At 64.3% G+C, this 15,562-nt stretch carries 16 protein-coding genes; 5 read left to right on the top strand and 11 right to left on the bottom strand.

Annotated elements, in window-relative coordinates:
- Positions 1-10: 10 nt before the first annotated feature.
- From DOD19_RS01085 to ccsA, 3 genes are read right to left on the bottom strand one after another with little or no spacing between them, the layout of a single operon-like run.
- Entirely contained in the window at positions 11-2,050 is a 2,040-nt protein-coding gene (locus DOD19_RS01085; RefSeq protein ID WP_112183609.1) for an ATP-binding protein, read from the bottom strand.
- Positions 2,047-2,313 (bottom strand): hypothetical protein, encoded by a 267-nt coding sequence (locus DOD19_RS01080; RefSeq protein ID WP_112183607.1) that lies wholly within the window; start codon positions 2,311-2,313, stop codon positions 2,047-2,049. Before DOD19_RS01080 ends, DOD19_RS01085 begins: the two co-directional genes overlap by 4 nt.
- Before the next feature lie 45 nt (positions 2,314-2,358).
- On the bottom strand, positions 2,359-3,267 hold the full coding sequence (ccsA, locus tag DOD19_RS01075; protein WP_024979152.1) for a cytochrome c biogenesis protein CcsA: 909 nt from the start codon (positions 3,265-3,267) through the stop codon (positions 2,359-2,361).
- A gap of 173 nt (positions 3,268-3,440) precedes the next feature.
- Here ccsA and ffh point away from each other — a divergent pair, with 173 nt between their 5' ends.
- Complete coding sequence (ffh, locus tag DOD19_RS01070; protein ID WP_024979153.1) at positions 3,441-4,856, top strand: signal recognition particle protein; 1,416 nt, start codon at positions 3,441-3,443, stop codon at positions 4,854-4,856.
- Positions 4,857-4,924: 68 nt separating this feature from the next.
- Positions 4,925-5,473, top strand: coding sequence for a hypoxanthine-guanine phosphoribosyltransferase (locus tag DOD19_RS01065; protein ID WP_024979154.1), 549 nt, complete (start codon positions 4,925-4,927; stop codon positions 5,471-5,473).
- Positions 5,474-5,540: 67 nt separating this feature from the next.
- On the opposite strand, the gene DOD19_RS01060 is transcribed toward DOD19_RS01065, so the two are convergent.
- The 4 genes from DOD19_RS01060 to DOD19_RS01045 form a co-directional block, all read right to left on the bottom strand.
- Complete coding sequence (locus DOD19_RS01060; protein ID WP_024979155.1) at positions 5,541-6,134, bottom strand: MarC family protein; 594 nt, start codon at positions 6,132-6,134, stop codon at positions 5,541-5,543.
- Positions 6,135-6,147: 13 nt separating this feature from the next.
- Entirely contained in the window at positions 6,148-7,014 is an 867-nt protein-coding gene (locus tag DOD19_RS01055; RefSeq protein WP_112183605.1) for a 2OG-Fe(II) oxygenase, read from the bottom strand.
- A gap of 66 nt (positions 7,015-7,080) precedes the next feature.
- Complete coding sequence (locus DOD19_RS01050; RefSeq protein WP_112183603.1) at positions 7,081-7,842, bottom strand: lytic transglycosylase domain-containing protein; 762 nt, start codon at positions 7,840-7,842, stop codon at positions 7,081-7,083.
- A 23-nt stretch (positions 7,843-7,865) separates the two neighbouring features.
- Positions 7,866-9,590 carry a proline--tRNA ligase gene (locus DOD19_RS01045; RefSeq protein ID WP_112183600.1) on the bottom strand — a complete coding sequence of 575 codons (1,725 nt, stop codon included), beginning with the start codon at positions 9,588-9,590 and terminating at the stop codon, positions 7,866-7,868.
- A 220-nt stretch (positions 9,591-9,810) separates the two neighbouring features.
- Between DOD19_RS01045 and DOD19_RS01040 the strand changes: the two genes are divergently transcribed.
- Entirely contained in the window at positions 9,811-10,518 is a 708-nt protein-coding gene (locus tag DOD19_RS01040; RefSeq protein ID WP_024979159.1) for an RNA pyrophosphohydrolase, read from the top strand.
- Between the two features lie 5 nt (positions 10,519-10,523).
- Complete coding sequence (locus DOD19_RS01035; RefSeq protein WP_024979160.1) at positions 10,524-11,153, top strand: CNP1-like family protein; 630 nt, start codon at positions 10,524-10,526, stop codon at positions 11,151-11,153.
- A gap of 72 nt (positions 11,154-11,225) precedes the next feature.
- Here DOD19_RS01035 and proB read toward each other — a convergent pair whose 3' ends face one another.
- From proB to rplU, 4 genes are all read right to left on the bottom strand, one after another.
- Complete coding sequence (gene proB / locus DOD19_RS01030) at positions 11,226-12,350, bottom strand: glutamate 5-kinase (protein ID WP_200869066.1); 1,125 nt, start codon at positions 12,348-12,350, stop codon at positions 11,226-11,228.
- Between the two features lie 33 nt (positions 12,351-12,383).
- The gene (gene obgE / locus DOD19_RS01025; protein ID WP_112183598.1) at positions 12,384-13,478 is read right to left on the bottom strand and encodes a GTPase ObgE; all 1,095 of its coding nucleotides are present in this window, start codon (positions 13,476-13,478) and stop codon (positions 12,384-12,386) included.
- Positions 13,479-13,672: 194 nt separating this feature from the next.
- Positions 13,673-13,933, bottom strand: coding sequence for a 50S ribosomal protein L27 (gene rpmA, locus DOD19_RS01020; protein ID WP_004633021.1), 261 nt, complete (start codon positions 13,931-13,933; stop codon positions 13,673-13,675).
- Positions 13,934-13,970: 37 nt separating this feature from the next.
- Complete coding sequence (rplU, locus tag DOD19_RS01015; RefSeq protein ID WP_004633023.1) at positions 13,971-14,282, bottom strand: 50S ribosomal protein L21; 312 nt, start codon at positions 14,280-14,282, stop codon at positions 13,971-13,973.
- A gap of 336 nt (positions 14,283-14,618) precedes the next feature.
- Here rplU and ispB point away from each other — a divergent pair, with 336 nt between their 5' ends.
- Positions 14,619-15,548, top strand: a complete 930-nt coding sequence (gene ispB, locus DOD19_RS01010; RefSeq protein ID WP_050775659.1) for an octaprenyl diphosphate synthase — start codon at positions 14,619-14,621, stop codon at positions 15,546-15,548.
- Positions 15,549-15,562 lie beyond the last annotated feature (14 nt).

The raw sequence follows: 15,562 nt of genomic DNA, 5'->3' as shown, positions 1-15,562 counted from the left end.
GGCCAGCGGATCATTCCGCTACGGCCAAGGCAGGTTGGTCAAACATCAGGGTGATGACGAAGGCGCGGCGCGGCAATGTGTCGCGCGCCTCCATGGTCAACGCTCCGGTGCGATCGAGCAAGGATTCCAGTGCGATGGCACCGTAACGGATCTGCGCATCGTTGGCGCTACACAACTCGCGGGCCATGTAGAGGCCCAGACCAGTGCCTTGTGCGTCATTCGTGAAGAACGGCTCGAACAGGCTGCGTTGCTGTTCGGTCGGCACTTCCGGGCCGTCGTTCCAGATCACGAGTTCGGCGTGGGTATCGTCCAGCGCGTAGGCGGCCAGCTGGATCGAACCCGGCACACGGCGGCAATAGCGCAGCGCGTTGTCGAGCATATTGCCCACGACCTGCTGCAACTGCGCCGGGTCGAACAGCACGGGCTTGTCCAGGTCGACCGCCACGCGTACGAGGTTCGGGTTGATCTCGGTGGCTTCACCTGCGCGGCGCAGGGCCTCGGCACGCCAGCGCTCGACCACCTCCGGCAGCACCTGCGCCAGTTGCACGCGCACGCGTTCGCCACGCGGGCGGCGCGAGAGCATCAGCACGTCGGCGACCACCTGATCGAGCCGGCGCACGTTGTCACGGATGATGCGCAGCAGGCGCGTCTCCACGCCGGAGCTTTCCGGACGCACGTGTGCGCCGCCATCCTGGCCGTCGCCCGGATCGTCCAGCAGTTCCGCGGCCTGGCTGATCGCGGCCAGCGGGTTGCGGATCTGGTGCGCGACGCTGGCCACCAGCCGCCCCATCGAGGCCAGCTTTTCCTGCTGCGCCTGCTCCGCCACACGCTCCCAGCTTTCCACATGGACCAGCACGGTGTCATGCAACTCGTGGCGCAGAAACGCTTCGTCGTCCACCGACCAGCCCTGTGCGGTAGCCTCGGCCGATGGAATACGTGGACGCATCTCGCCGCCCTCGCCCGGCAGGCCCCGGCCGATCGAGCTGACGAGGCTATCCATATAGACGCTGCGCAGGTTGGCCAGGCTCGGCAGGATGAAGCGCAGGCGCAGGCGAGCGCTCAACATGGCGCGGCCACCCCGCCCGCCCGAGGCAACGGGCAGCAGGTCGAGGATGCGCGGTGCATCGTCGTCACCGGTGCCATCGGTGGGACGGCTCTTGCGGCGCAGCCACTGGCGCAGCATTTCGAGCAGCGGGCGCAGATGCGGCACGTCCTTCAAGTCAAACAACATCGCACCGCTGCCGACAAACGCGCTCTGTGGCACGCCCAGCAGCATGGCCGCAGCCGGGTTGGCTGCAACGACACGGCCATCGGCACGCACCAGCATCACGCCGTCCTGCATGTCGTAGACCATCAGGCGGTTGACGAGCTGTTGCAGACGCAGCTCGCGCTCGCGGGCCATCGTCAAACGTTCCTGCGCGATCTGGCGATGCGACAGGCCGTACATCATCGACGCGGCCATCATGTAGACCAGGCCGTACAGCCCGGCAGATGCCAGCCCCGGCGCAATCACTCCGTCGCTCATCATCTGCAGGAACGGATCGGCCAGCACCACGATCGAGGCCACGGCCGCCGTGAACAGCGCAAACAGCAGGCTGGTGAGCGCGCCGGCGGCCAGCACAGGCACCAGCAGCACCATCGCCACGCTGGCCGACAGGCGCGAGAGCGTGGCATACACCAGCCCCAGGAACAGCAGATCGAGCACCACGTCCAGTCGCACGCGGAATTGGAATCGCGTGCGCCACCAGCCGGCCGCCGCCAGAATCAGCAGGGCCATCGCCAGATACGGCAGCGTCAGGCTGAGCAGGGCATCGCTATTGGGCAGGCCGACTGCGTCGTTGTGCTCGCGCGGCACCATCACGAATAGCAACAGCACCAACGCCACGGCTGCGCGGCTGAAGGCGAAATAGCGCAGCAGGCGCCATTGGAATTCAGGCGGATCGGGCTCCAGCCAGACCGAACGGAGCGCGCGCCAGGCGTTCAGGCGCGAGAGCAGGCTACGCGCGGCGGATGGCGTTGCCCGCACGGCACCCGACGCTTCGGGCGTCACGTGTTGCCTCGGTCAGCATGCTCGGGGCAGCGATAGCGGCCGCCCGGCAGCGCGATCATGCCGGTGCGCGGTGCATGCACGCCGCACACGGCACATTGCTCGATGGGTTGCGAGGCCTGGGGCTCAGGCGTGCGATTGGCCGCGCCCTGCCCGCGCGAGGCTGCCTGGCCCTGCCCCGAAAAGCGGGAGGAACGCGTCCCAAGGCGGCTCAACCACCACCAGCCGGCGAGCAGCATCAGGATCAGCAGGACAGGACGGGACATGGAGAACAGACAAGGGCAAGTAACGGCGCAGGCGCCAGGGGCGCACTAGGCGCGATGCAGGATGACTTCGAGCACGAAGCGGCTGCCCACGTACGCCAGCAGCAGGATCGCAAAGGACGCCATCACCCAGCGCAGCGCTACACGTCCGCGCCAGCCGCGAAAACGCCGACCGATCAGGATGCCACCGAACATCGCCCAGGACAGCACGGCAAAGATGTTCTTGTGATCGAAATGGAAGGCGCTGTGGAACAGTTGCTCGGAGAACAGCACGCCCGATGCGATCGTCAGCGTCAAGAGCACGAAGCCCGCGCCGATCAGGCGGAACAGCAGTTTCTCAAGCGTGAGCAGCGGCGGCAACAGATCCAGCCAGCGGCTGAACCAGCTTGCCTCCGGCCGGTTGATCGTATGCAGTCGGCGCTCTGCAGCCAGCATGAGGATCGCGTGGAATGCCGCCAGCGTGAACAGCCCGTAGGCGACGTTGGCAATAGCGAAGTGCAGCTTGAACAGCGGGCTAGCCGCATAGCCGAGAATCTGCGTGCCAGGGAAGACCACCGGCAACAGGCTTCCGACCAGCGCCACCGGCATCACGAGCAGGCCGAGGCCGGCAAGCGAGAAGAAAAGGCTTTCGATCCAGAAAATGCCCACGCCCAGCCACAGCATGGCCGACAGCGCATAGGCAAAGCCAAATACCATGGCGCTGGCCGGGAAAATCGTCTCGTGCAACAGGAACCCGTGCGCGATCAAAGCGGCCAGCAAACCCCAGCGCCACCAGGCCGGGACCGTGTCGGCGGCGCCCGGAGGCGGCGGAACGAGGACCGTGGCACCCGGCGACGGACCACCTGCCGCCATGGCTCCCGCCGGGGCCTGGGCACCCAGCCCACCGCGTCGCGCCCACGCTACCGAAGCGAGGATGCCGTAGAGAAGCGCCGTCAGCGCATACAGTACAATTGCCATTTGCACAGTTTACCGCAGCGCACCCCGGTTTTGGCTGGGGCCTGCCCCCGCCGAAAGCCTCGTTGGGCGGGAACGCAACATGCGCGCATTAAGTACATTCCCTGCCGGTGCAAGCCAAATGCGCGCCGGCCTCCTCTTCATCCCGTCCCCAATTCCGGATCTCTGTCACTGTCATGCTGGATAACCTGACCCAACGGCTTGCGCGCGTGGTCAAGACCATGCGCGGCGAAGCGCGCCTGACCGAAGCCAACACCGCCGAGATGCTGCGCGAAGTCCGCCTGGCACTGCTCGAAGCCGACGTGGCGCTGCCGGTCGTGCGCGAGTTCATTGCCCGCGTCAAGGAAAAAGCGCTCGGCGAAGACGTCATCACGAGCCTTTCGCCTGGCCAGGCGCTGGTCGGCATCGTGCAGCGCGAACTGACGGCCATCATCGGCGGCCAGGAAGCGCTGGAAGGCGTCGGCAGCAACATCATGGGCGGCCGCGCGGCGGAGCTGAACCTCAACGTCACGCCGCCCGCGATCATCCTCATGGCCGGTCTGCAGGGCGCGGGTAAGACCACCACGGTCGGCAAGCTCGCCAAGTGGCTCAAAGAGAACAAGAAGAAGAAAGTGCTGACGGTGTCGTGCGACGTATATCGCCCCGCCGCCATCGCGCAGTTGAAGACTGTTTCCGAGCAGGTCGGCGCGGACTTCTTCCCCTCGCAGCCGGACCAGAAGCCTGTAGACATTGCCGCTGCAGCACTGGATTGGGCCAAGAAGCACTACCACGACGTGCTGATCGTCGATACCGCCGGCCGCCTTGGCATCGACGAGGCGATGATGCAAGAAATCGCCGCGCTCCACGCCACGCTCAAGCCGGCCGAAACGCTGTTCGTGGTCGACGCGATGCTCGGCCAGGATGCCGTCAATACCGCCAAGGCCTTCAACGACACCCTGCCTCTGACCGGCGTGGTGTTGACCAAGCTCGACGGGGATGCGCGCGGTGGCGCGGCGCTGTCGGTGCGTCACATCACGGGCAAGCCGATCAAGTTCGTCGGCGTGGCCGAAAAGCTCGACGGGCTGGAGCCGTTCTATCCCGACCGCATGGCCCAGCGGATTCTGGGCATGGGCGACATCCTCGCGCTGGTGGAAGAAGCCCAGCGTGGTGTCGACATGGAAGAGGCGCAGAAGCTTGCCGCCAAGATCAAGAAGACCGGCGGCTTCGACCTCGAAGACTTCAAGGCCCAGATTGGCCAGATGAAGAAGATGGGCGGCCTGGGCGGCCTGATGGACAAGCTGCCTGCACAGTTCGCGCAGCAGGCGCAGGGTGCCAACATGGACCAGGCCGAAAAGCAGGTCCGCCGCATGGAAGGCATCATCAACAGCATGACGGCCGCAGAGCGTGCCAAACCCGAACTCATCAAGGCGAGCCGCAAGCGCCGCATTGCCGCCGGTGCGGGCGTGCAGGTGCAGGAAGTCAACCGTCTGCTCAACCAATTCGAGCAGATGCAATCCATGATGAAAAAGCTCAAAGGCGGCGGCATGATGAAGATGATGCGCGCCATGGGCGGCATGAAAGGCGGCATGAAGGGGATGTTCGGCGGCCGCTGAGCGGGCTACCCTCCTTCCTGAATCGCACCTTTGATCGACACACCGAACCGTTTCACCGAACTGACACGATGCTGAGCGCAGAACAGGCCCGCGAACTCTGGGCCAACTCCGAAGAAATCGTCAGCGAAGACGCCGTGCGCGGCTCGCTGGACCGCATGGCCGAACAGATCACCGAGAAGATCGGTGACACCTTTCCGATGGTGCTATCCGTGATGGGCGGCGCGGCCGTCTTTACCGGCATGCTGCTGCCCAAGCTGGCTTTCCCGCTGGAGTTCGACTACATCCACCTCTCGCGCTACAACAACAAGACGGTGGGCGGCGAGATGCAGTGGCGCGTGGCACCGCGCGAATCGGTCAAGGGCCGCACGGTGCTGGTGCTGGACGACATTCTCGATGAAGGCGAGACGATGGCCGCCATCCGTTCGCGCATCATCGACATGGGTGCCGCGGAGTTCTATTCCGCCGTGCTGTGCGAGAAGACGCTCAGCAAGTCCAAGCCGCTGTACCCGGACTTCTGCGGTTTCAACGTGCCGGACCGCTACGTGTTCGGCTGCGGCATGGACGCCAAGGGCTACTGGCGCAACCTGCCGACCATCCGCGCGCTCAAGAACACCTGAGGCGGCACCGCGGCAAACAAAAAGGGCGACTAATGTGTCGCCCTTTTTGTTTGCCCACGCCCCGCGTTCAAAGCTGGTGCGCGAACGTGCGGATGCCCTTGAGCAGCATCTCCACCGAGATCGCCACCAGAATCAGCCCCATCAGGCGCTCGAACGCCATCACCGTGCGCTCGCCCACGAGGCGCTGGATGTGCGTGGCGCTCAGTAGCACCACGGCGCACACGGCCATCGTCGCGCACAGCGAGCCGACCCACGTCCACATGCGCCCGGGCGCCTGTGACACGAGCAGCATCACCGTGGCCATCGCCGACGGCCCCGCAATGGCCGGAATCGCCAGCGGCACGATGAAGGGCTCACCGGTGGGCTGCGACTCTGCACCACCTTCACGCGGGAAGATCATCCGCAGCGCGATCAAGAACAGCACGATGCCGCCGGCAATCTGCAGCGACATGTCGGTCAGGCTCATCATGCGCAGGAAACTCTCGCCGAAGAACATGAAGACGAGCAGCAGCACGAACGCAATACCGACCTCGCGCAGCACGACGCGGTTGCGGCGCTCAGGCGCTACCGGCCTCAGCGCCGAGATGAAGATGGGGATGTTGCCGAGCGGATCGGTGATCAGCACCAGCAGGACGGTCGCAGAGAGGAACGTGTATTCCATCGCCTAACGTCGATCAGGCGCCGCGACGATAGGGGCGTTCACGCAGCCATTTGGTGGCGATCCATTTCTCACCGCGCTCGACCGGCAGCCCGGCATGCAGCGTGTCTTCGTCCAGCGTGCCGTCGGGGCGTTTGTAGACGAAAAAGACCGCGTTGCCCTTGACCGGCGCCACCTCTAGCCCGAGCTTCGGAAAGCCCGTCGCACCGCCGGCCTGCACGCTGTTCAGATAGATAACCATGGTGGCCACGCGCTGGCCGCCGACTTCAAGCTGGCGTGCCTCGCCGCTGCGGCCCGGGTTGAAGAAGTCGAAGTGCGGCTGATATTCGCCGCCGGGCTGGTAGTTCAGGACCTGGAAGCCTTCGCCGTGTTCGACCGGCACGCCCACGGCCTGCGCGATGCGTGCCTCGATCTTGGCAATCAAGGGATGCTCGCCCACCTGGAACATCCCGCCCTGGCTGGTGCGTGCCGAAATTAGATTTTCCTCGCCCGTATCGGGATTCACCACGGGCGAACGTTTGAGGCGGTTGCGCCCGATCGCGATCAGTTCGTCGCACTCGGCGTCCGACAGAAAGTGCTGGAACAGCACGATGCGCGGCGTTTCGATCGCAAACAGGATGGGGATATCGCCATCGGCGGTATGCACGGCGTTGCTGTTTTCGACCGCCTGATCGGCGACGGGTGTGGGCGCGGGCGCAGCAATCGGAGCGGGCGCGCGGGCGGTCAGCGCCTCATCGACGACACGGCGCGCGAAGGCGCGGTCGTAGCCGGATTGCACCATCGACGCCACCAGGGATTCGGCTTCGAAACCTTCGGTCACGTGACGCTGCAGCCAGTCGCGCAGCGCGTCGGACATCGTCGCGTACGGTTGGGAGGTGGACATGCGGGATGGAGATGCGGGCGAGCGAAAGATGGCCCTATTGTAGGCCGACCGTTCGTCGACTGAAGATCACGAACCGCCAGCCGGACCGCCAGCAATACGCAGCGGCGAGAACGGATTGCGCGCCGGCACTTCCGGCAACGCCTTGGCACGCGGAGCGGGCCGAAGGGGCTCGGCAGGAACCGGCGCAGACACCGTCATCGCGCTCGACTCCTGATATTGCCAGCGCTTCCAGGCGGCCAGCACGGCATTCGGATATTGCGGCTGCCCCCGGCTGCCGTTGTAGCGGCCCAGCGCCAGATACAGATTGCCGCCTTCCATGTCGAGGTAATGACGCAGGATCGTGCAGCCATAACGCAGGTTGCTCTGCAGATGGAAGAGCTTGCGCGCGTCGTTATCGCCGATGCTGCGTGTCCAGAACGGCATCACCTGCATCAGGCCCATGGCACCGGCACTGCTCATGGCGTACTTGCGGAAACCGCTTTCCACCTGGATGAGGCCGAGCACCAGCGCCGGGTCCAGGCCTGCGCGCTTGGCTTCGTAATACGCCGTCTCGATCAGCTCGACGCGTACCGATGCCTGCGGAATCTTGCCCGACATGCGCACCGACATCTCGGCCAGCCAGCGCAGGTAGCCGAGTTGTTCGTCGTTGCTGGCAAAGACCGGGCGCAGCGGGCGGCTATCGGCCACTGCGGCAGACAGCGCACTGCGCACGGAGTCCGCCAGGTACTCCTCTTTCTGGGCGCCCGCCCACGCCGCCTGCGTGCCCGCGAGCAACGTCCCTGCGCACAGCGCAGTGGCGATCAGGCGGGCGGAGAACAAGCGGGGCATGCGTGGTGGGTCCTGTCGTTGCGTTATTGCGCGAGACGCGCCTTCAGCGTAGCCAGCACGTCGGCCGGTGCCACGGCGGTGGCAGCTTCGTCGCGGCGGCCCTGGAATTCCAGCTTGCCGTCCTTCAGGCCGCGGTCGCCCACCACCACGCGGAACGGCACACCGATCAGCTCCCAGTCGGCGAACATCGCGCCGGGGCGCTCGCCGCGATCGTCCAGCATCACGTCGATACCGGCGGCGACCAGTTCGGCGTGCAGGCGGTCCGCTTCTTCGCGCACGGCGTCGGAGCGGTCGTAACCCACCGGGCAGATCACCACCTGGAACGGCGCGATCGACGCCGGCCAGATGATCCCGCGCGCATCGTAGTTCTGCTCGATGGCCGCACCCAGGATCCGCGTGATGCCGATGCCGTAGCAGCCCATCACCATCGGCTGGGTCTTGCCGTTTTCATCGAGGAACGTCGCGTTCATCGCCTCGGAGTAACGCGTGCCCAGCATGAAGACGTGACCGACTTCGATGCCGCGGCAGATGGCCAGCGTGCCCTTGCCATCCGGCGACGGATCGCCCGCCACCACGTTACGCAGGTCGTAGACCTCGGGCTCGGGCAGATCGCGGCCCCAGTTCACGCCAGTGAAGTGGTAATCCTCTTCGTTGGCGCCGACCACGAAATCACTCATGGCAGCCGCCGTGCGATCGGCCACGACCTTTACCGGCAGCTTCGTGCCGATCGGGCCGAGATAGCCCGGGCGCGTGCCGAACGCGCGCAGGATTTCACCTTCGGTGGCAAAGCGGAAGTCGGCCAGGCCGGGCACCTTCGATGCCTTGACCTCGTTGAGTTCGTGATCGCCGCGCAGCAGCAGCAGCCAGATCTGGGGCTCTCCGCCCTCGACTTCGGTTGCCAGCACGATGGATTTGATCGTGCGCTGCAGCGGGATACCCAATTGTTCGGCCACGGCCTCGCACTTGGCGCGACCCGGCGTATGCGTCTTGGTAAGCGCCTCGGTGACAGCCCCACGCGGCGCAGCCGGAGCCACGGCTTCGGCGGCCTCGATGTTGGCGGCGTAGTCCGAATCCGGGCAATAGATGATGGCGTCTTCGCCCGTGTCGGCAATCACGTGGAATTCGTGCGAGCCAGACCCGCCGATGGCGCCGTTATCGGCGGCCACCGCACGGAATTCCAGGCCGAAGCGCTGAAAGATGCGCGTGTAGGCGTCGTACATCTTCTGGTACGACACCTTCAGGCCCTCGGCGTCGCGGTCGAAGGAGTACGCGTCCTTCATCGTGAATTCACGGCCGCGCATGATGCCGAAACGCGGGCGGCGCTCGTCACGGAACTTGGTCTGGATCTGGTAGAAATTGACCGGCAGTTGCTTGTACGAGCGGATTTCGGTGCGGGCGATGTCGGTCACCACTTCCTCCGACGTCGGCTGCATGACGAAGTCGCGCTCGTGGCGATCCTTGAAACGCAACAGTTCGTCGCCCATCTTGTCCCAGCGGCCGGTCTCCTGCCACAGCTCGCCCGGCTGTACCACCGGCATCAGCACTTCCACCGCGCCAGCGGCATTCATTTCCTCACGCACGATCTGCTCAACCTTGCGGATCACGCGCAACCCCACGGGCATATACGTATAGAGGCCCGCGCCAAGCTTCTTGATCATGCCGGCACGCATCATCAACTTGTGCGAGACGATCTCCGCGTCGGCGGGCGCTTCCTTGAGCGTGGAAATGAAGAATTGGGACGCTTTCATGCGACTGACAATAAGGGATGACGCGGCCAACCAAAGCCGCGAAAACAAGGGCAAAAGCCACCGGAATCAGGAGATGAGACGAGGCGCCAAGCGCACATTCGCGCAATCGGCACCCCTCCCCCAGGAGGCGCGAGTGAGCGGCAACATTTCGGCGTCTGTGACAGCCGAGCGACGGGCCGCTCTATAATCGGCGTAATTCTAAAGTATTCGAGGTGCAGTCATGCTCGATCGTGAAGGCTTCCGCCCGAACGTCGGCATCATCCTCATCAACGCAAGAAACGAGGTGTTCTGGGGCAAGCGCATTGGCGAGCACTCCTGGCAGTTTCCACAAGGCGGCATCAAATACGGCGAAACGCCCGAACAAGCGATGTTCCGCGAACTGCACGAAGAAGTCGGCCTGTTGCCAGAACACGTCCGGATCGTCGGTCGCACGCGCGACTGGCTGCGGTATGAGGTGCCGGACAAGTTCATCCGCCGCGAAATTCGCGGCCATTACCGGGGCCAGAAACAGATCTGGTTCCTGCTGCGCATGGTCGGTCGCGACTGCGACATCCAGCTGCGCGCCACCGAGCATCCGGAATTCGATGCGTGGCGGTGGAGCCAGTACTGGGTGCCGCTCGAAGCCGTCATCGAGTTCAAGCGCGAGGTGTATCAGTTAGCGCTGTCGGAGCTTTCGCGCTTCGTGCAGCGGCAGACGCGCGCACCGCTCTCGCCCTACGGGCGCGGCGGGCAGCACCGTGAGCGCGACGGACGTGATGCGCGCGATCACCGTGAACGTTCTGGCGGCCAGAGCGGCCGAAACGAGCAGTACGCCCAGCCAGCCCTGACCGTCACCACCACGACGGTCATCGTCGAAACGGTGAGCGTATCCGCACCTGCCCCCTCCTCTCCCAACCCTGACGACACGGCTCCTAAGGACAATTCGTGAATTTGATGACGACGACACGTGGAGCGCGCCGCGCTCTCGTGCCGCTCGCGCTGGCGGCTGCGCTGGCGTTGACGGCATGTGGCCATAACCGCACCGGCGACCTCGAAGACAAGCTGTTGATGGACCCATTCAACGACAAGCCCTTCAAGGAAGACGCTGTGACCTTCCCGGCCCCGCCGGTCGATCGCGATGCCGTGCCGTTCGATGTGGGCGGCCGCAATGATTCGCCGCTGCGCTTTGCCATCGATCCGAAATCGGTGTCGATCGGCAAGGACAACGTAGTGCGCTACACCGTGCTGATCACCAGTAAGACCGGCGCGCGCAACGTGAACTACGAAGGCCTGCGCTGCGACACGGCCGAGCGACGCATCTATGCGACGCTGCGCAATGACACCAACCAGTGGGTCGGCAACCGCGCGGTCGACATGAACGAAACCGCGAATGCTGAATCCGCCAGCATGAACGCCTACAAGCCGGCCACCGATTGGCAGCGCGTTGGCAATGGCGGGCCGACGGACTATGCGTCGGCGCTGATGCGCTCTTACTTCTGCGACGTGCGCTCAGTAGCGGGAGATGGGAAGGCTTCTACGCTCGTGCAACGGTTGGGCGGCAGCGGGCGCTATTTCGGGCCCTAAAGGCGCGGGGTTTCGATTGCCCCCCTTTCGCCCCTACCGGGGCCGAAGGGGGCAAGCCACCAACACCCCAACTCAGAGCAAGACCAAATTATCGCGGTGCACCAACTCCGCAGCGCTCACATACCCCAGCACCGCCTCGATCTCCGAAGACGACTTCCGCGCAATCAAGCGGGCCTCAGCTGACGAATAGTTCGTCAACCCACGGGCCACTTCCAGCCCCGCCGCGTCCACGCACGAGATCACTTCGCCGCGCGCAAACTCGCCCTGCACTTCGGTCACGCCAATCGGCAGCAACGACTTGCCGCCGGCCGTGAGTTTTTCTACCGCGCCGGCATCCAGCACCACGCGACCGCGCAGCTGCAGGTGGTCGATCATCCACTGCTTGCGCGCCGCCATCCGCCCGGTCGGCGCGCGAAGTTGCGTGCCGATGGCCTCGCCGTTCGCCAGCCGCGCAAGCACGTCAGCCTCCCGACCCGAAGCAATGATGGTGTGTGCGCCCGATTTTGCCGCGCGCTTGGCCGCCAGAATCTTCGTCAGCATGCCGCCCTTGCCGATGCTCGAACCGGCGCCGCCAGCCATCTGCTCAAGGTCGGGCGTGCCGGCTTGCGCCTCGTCGACAAAGCGAGCGCCTGGGTCCTTGCGCGGATCAGCGGTATACAGGCCGCGCTGGTCTGTCAGGATGATCAGCGCATCGCCTTCGATCAGGTTGGTGACAAGCGCACCCAGCGTGTCGTTGTCGCCGAACTTGATTTCATCGGTGACAACGGTGTCGTTCTCGTTGATGATCGGCACGACACCGAGGCTCAGCAGCGTGAGCAGCGTGGAACGCGCGTTGAGGTAGCGCTCCCGATCAGCCAAATCGCCGTGCGTGAGCAGCACCTGCGCTGTGCGGATGCTGTGCCGCGCGAACTCAGATTCGTACACCTGCGCCAGCCCCATCTGCCCGACGGCAGCGGCGGCCTGCAACTCATGAATTTCCTTCGGACGCTTGGCCCAGCCCAACCGCTGCATGCCCTCGGCGATGGCGCCGGAGCTCACCAGCACGACTTCCTTGCCCGCCGCCCGTAACGCCGCGATCTGCGCGGCCCAGCGGGCAATGGCGGCCTGGTCGAGGCCACGGCCATCGTTGGTAACCAGGCTGGAACCGACCTTGACGACAAGGCGGCGCGCATCGGCAATCAGCGAATGCAGGGCCATGGTGGGCGTGTCTCCGAAGAATGTCTGTTGTGTTTAGGCTTGATCGTCGTGGTCGACGTTGTGCAGTGTCGGATCCAGACGCTGGTCGGGCGCGGCCGCTGCGGCGTCCTCTTCAGCGCGCAGCTCGTCGAGGTATTCCTGGATCGCGTGGACAAGCGCCTGCGTGCCATCGTGCGTCAACGCAGAAATGCGGTGCACCGGACCCTTCCACTTGAAGCGCTTCACGAAGTCTTTCACGCGCGCTTCACGTTCGTCCTCGGGCACCATGTCGAGCTTGTTGAGCACGAGCCAGCGCGGCTTGTCGAAGAGTTCAGCGTCGTACTTCTTCAACTCGCCGACAATCGCCTTGGCTTCGGCCACCGGGTCGACGTTCTCGTCGAACGGGGCGAGATCCACCACGTGCAGCAACACGCGCGTACGCTGCAGGTGCCGCAAGAACTGGTGGCCCAAACCGGCGCCTTCCGCTGCGCCTTCGATCAGGCCGGGAATGTCCGCCACCACGAACGATTTCGATGGGCCACTCCGGACCACACCCAGGTTCGGGTGCAGCGTCGTGAACGGGTAGTCGGCAATCTTCGGGCGCGCATTGGAAATGGCGGTGATCAGCGTCGATTTGCCCGCATTGGGCATGCCGAGCAAGCCCACGTCGGCCAGCACCTTCAACTCGAGGCGGAGGTTGCGGCGCTCACCGGCCTTGCCGTCGGTCTTCTGGCGCGGCGCGCGGTTGGTGCTCGACTTGAAGTGAATGTTGCCCCAGCCGCCCTCGCCGCCCTGCGCCAGGCACAGGCGCTGACCGTCGATCGTCAGGTCGGCGATCAGCTCTTCCGTGTCGGCATCGTAAATGGCAGTGCCCACAGGCATGCGCAGAGTGATGTCGTCGCCAGCGGCGCCGTAGCAGTCGGCACCGCGACCGTTTTCGCCGTTGCGCGCGAGATGCTTCTTGGCAAAGCGGTAGTCGATCAGGGTGTTGATGTTGCGGTCAGCCACGGCCCACACGCTGCCGCCACGCCCACCGTCGCCGCCGTCCGGTCCGCCAAACGGGACGAATTTCTCGCGGCGCATCGAGGCGCTGCCGTTGCCGCCGTCACCAGCGATCACTTCAATCCGGGCTTCGTCGATGAACTTCATGGAGGTCTCCGCCCGTGCGGCGTACGCACGGCAGGTAAAAAGAAATCGGCGCCACTCGCGCCGTCGCTAACAGAACGCACCTGGAACACGCGCCAAGAAGCAGCGTACCGCCCAGGATCAAAGTCGCGTTTTGTTAGCGGCCAGAAACGAAAAAGCCCCGCACGGGTGCGGGGCCTTTCTACTACAAGGCTGAATCAGGCCGCCGGAACAACGTCGACGAACTGCTTCTTGCCTTCGCCGCGGTTGGCGAACTTCACGTGGCCATCGACCAGCGCGAAGAGGGTGTGGTCCTTGCCCATGCCCACGTTCACGCCAGCATGCGTGCGGGTGCCGCGTTGGCGAACGATGATGCCGCCAGCGTTGATGGCTTGACCGCCGTACACCTTCACGCCCAGGCGCTTCGACTCGGAATCGCGGCCGTTCCGTGTGGAACCGCCGCCTTTTTTCTGTGCCATGACTGAACTCCTATCCGGTTACGTAGACGACGCAGCCTTAGGCCACGATCGAGTCGATACGCAACTCGGTGTAATTTTGACGATGCCCTTGGCGCTTTTGATAGTGCTTACGACGGCGCATCTTGAAGATGTGCACTTTGTCGTGACGACCATGGGAGATGACGGTGGCTTTGACGGCAGCCCCGCTCACCAGCGGCGCACCAACCTTGAGTTGGTCGCCGGCGCCCACTGCGAGCACCTGGTCAAGCGTGATTTCTGCGCCAACGTCCGCCGGTATCTGTTCTACTTTCAGTTTTTCGCCAGCAGCAACCTTGTATTGCTTACCGCCGGTTTTTACGACCGCGTACATTGTCGGACCTCGATAAAAGAACTAAAACATGACTCTTGCGCCACTTGTCGACCGCATGCGCAGACAACGGACACAGAGAACTCGCAACTATACAAGAAAAACTCAAGCAAATCAAAGGCTAATCGCCCAATGCGTGTGCTGCGCCCGCACAACAGCCAGCCACATCAAGCGTCGGGCGACACGCCATCGGGCAAACTACTTGGTTGCTCTATAATCTCGCGGTTTTTTGCGCCGCATCGCTCGCGCGCAAGTCGACTATCAGCCACACGCCTTCTGTCGGAATTCGCCTTGACCCAAACCTCCGCCTCCGTCCTGCTCGCCCCTGTCGCTGAAGACATGCGCGCCGTCGATGCCGTGATCCGCCGCCGCCTGGGCTCGGAGGTGGTACTGATCAATCAGATTGGCGAATACATCATCAGCGCCGGCGGCAAGCGGCTGCGTCCAGTGATCCTGCTGCTGGTGGCAAATGCGCTCGGCTACAAGGGCGAGCATCAGCACGAGCTGGCCGCCGTGGTCGAGTTCATCCACACAGCCACGCTGCTGCACGACGACGTGGTTGACGAATCCGACTTGCGCCGCGGCCGAAAGACCGCCAACGCCGTGTTCGGCAATGCGGCCAGCGTGCTGGTGGGCGACTTCCTGTATTCGCGCGCCTTCCAGATGATGGTGCAGGCCAACAGCATGCGCATCATGCAGATCCTGGCCGACGCAACCAACATCATTTCCGAAGGCGAGGTTCTGCAGCTGCTGAACATGCACGACCCGGACGTGACGGAAGAGCGCTACCTGCAGGTCATTCGCTACAAGACCGCCAAGCTTTTCGAGGCGGCCGCACAGATTGGCGCAGTGCTCTCAGGCGCAGACGCCGCCACCGAAGAAGCCGCCGCCGAATACGGCCGCCGCATCGGCACCGCGTTCCAGATCGTCGATGACCTGCTCGACTACACTTCCACCGCGGATCAAATGGGCAAGAACGCCGGCGACGACCTGCGCGAGGGCAAGCCAACCCTGCCGCTCATCCACCTGCTATCGAATGGCACGGAAGAACAACGCGCACTGGTGCGCCAAGCCATCGAGCAAGGCGGCACGGAACATTTCGATGCGATCTTCGCCGCCATTCAGGCTTCCGGCGCATTGGAGTACACGCGCCAAGCCGCCGAGCGCGAAGCCGCCGCAGCTGAAGCAGCAGCAAACGCATTACCCCCTTCCCTTTTCCGCCAGACGCTGATAGACTTGTGTGCTTTCTCGCTGCAACGTCAGTCCTGACACGCACGAGACTG

This window comes from Ralstonia sp. GX3-BWBA, from assembly GCF_003290055.1.
In the GTDB taxonomy this organism is placed as follows: domain Bacteria; phylum Pseudomonadota; class Gammaproteobacteria; order Burkholderiales; family Burkholderiaceae; genus Ralstonia; species Ralstonia holmesii.
This window is presented reverse-complemented; position numbering and strand designations above follow the sequence as displayed.

What these genes read in the sequence shown, in the direction of transcription:
- DOD19_RS01060 (WP_024979155.1), bottom strand. Translation starts at nt 6,134, where the DNA reads ATGGAATACACGTTCCTCTCTGCGACCGTCCTGCTGGTGCTGATCACC.
- DOD19_RS01080 (WP_112183607.1), bottom strand. Translation starts at nt 2,313, where the DNA reads ATGTCCCGTCCTGTCCTGCTGATCCTGATGCTGCTCGCCGGCTGGTGG.
- proB (WP_200869066.1), bottom strand. Translation starts at nt 12,350, where the DNA reads ATGGCCCTGCATTCGCTGATTGCCGATGCGCGCCGCCTTGTCGTCAAG.
- DOD19_RS01050 (WP_112183603.1), bottom strand. Translation starts at nt 7,842, where the DNA reads ATGCCCCGCTTGTTCTCCGCCCGCCTGATCGCCACTGCGCTGTGCGCA.
- ispB (WP_050775659.1), top strand. Translation starts at nt 14,619, where the DNA reads ATGCGCGCCGTCGATGCCGTGATCCGCCGCCGCCTGGGCTCGGAGGTG.
- DOD19_RS01055 (WP_112183605.1), bottom strand. Translation starts at nt 7,014, where the DNA reads ATGTCCACCTCCCAACCGTACGCGACGATGTCCGACGCGCTGCGCGAC.
- ffh (WP_024979153.1), top strand. Translation starts at nt 3,441, where the DNA reads ATGCTGGATAACCTGACCCAACGGCTTGCGCGCGTGGTCAAGACCATG.
- obgE (WP_112183598.1), bottom strand. Translation starts at nt 13,478, where the DNA reads ATGAAGTTCATCGACGAAGCCCGGATTGAAGTGATCGCTGGTGACGGC.
- DOD19_RS01040 (WP_024979159.1), top strand. Translation starts at nt 9,811, where the DNA reads ATGCTCGATCGTGAAGGCTTCCGCCCGAACGTCGGCATCATCCTCATC.
- rplU (WP_004633023.1), bottom strand. Translation starts at nt 14,282, where the DNA reads ATGTACGCGGTCGTAAAAACCGGCGGTAAGCAATACAAGGTTGCTGCT.
- DOD19_RS01065 (WP_024979154.1), top strand. Translation starts at nt 4,925, where the DNA reads ATGCTGAGCGCAGAACAGGCCCGCGAACTCTGGGCCAACTCCGAAGAA.
- rpmA (WP_004633021.1), bottom strand. Translation starts at nt 13,933, where the DNA reads ATGGCACAGAAAAAAGGCGGCGGTTCCACACGGAACGGCCGCGATTCC.
- DOD19_RS01035 (WP_024979160.1), top strand. Translation starts at nt 10,524, where the DNA reads ATGACGACGACACGTGGAGCGCGCCGCGCTCTCGTGCCGCTCGCGCTG.
- DOD19_RS01045 (WP_112183600.1), bottom strand. Translation starts at nt 9,590, where the DNA reads ATGAAAGCGTCCCAATTCTTCATTTCCACGCTCAAGGAAGCGCCCGCC.
- ccsA (WP_024979152.1), bottom strand. Translation starts at nt 3,267, where the DNA reads ATGGCAATTGTACTGTATGCGCTGACGGCGCTTCTCTACGGCATCCTC.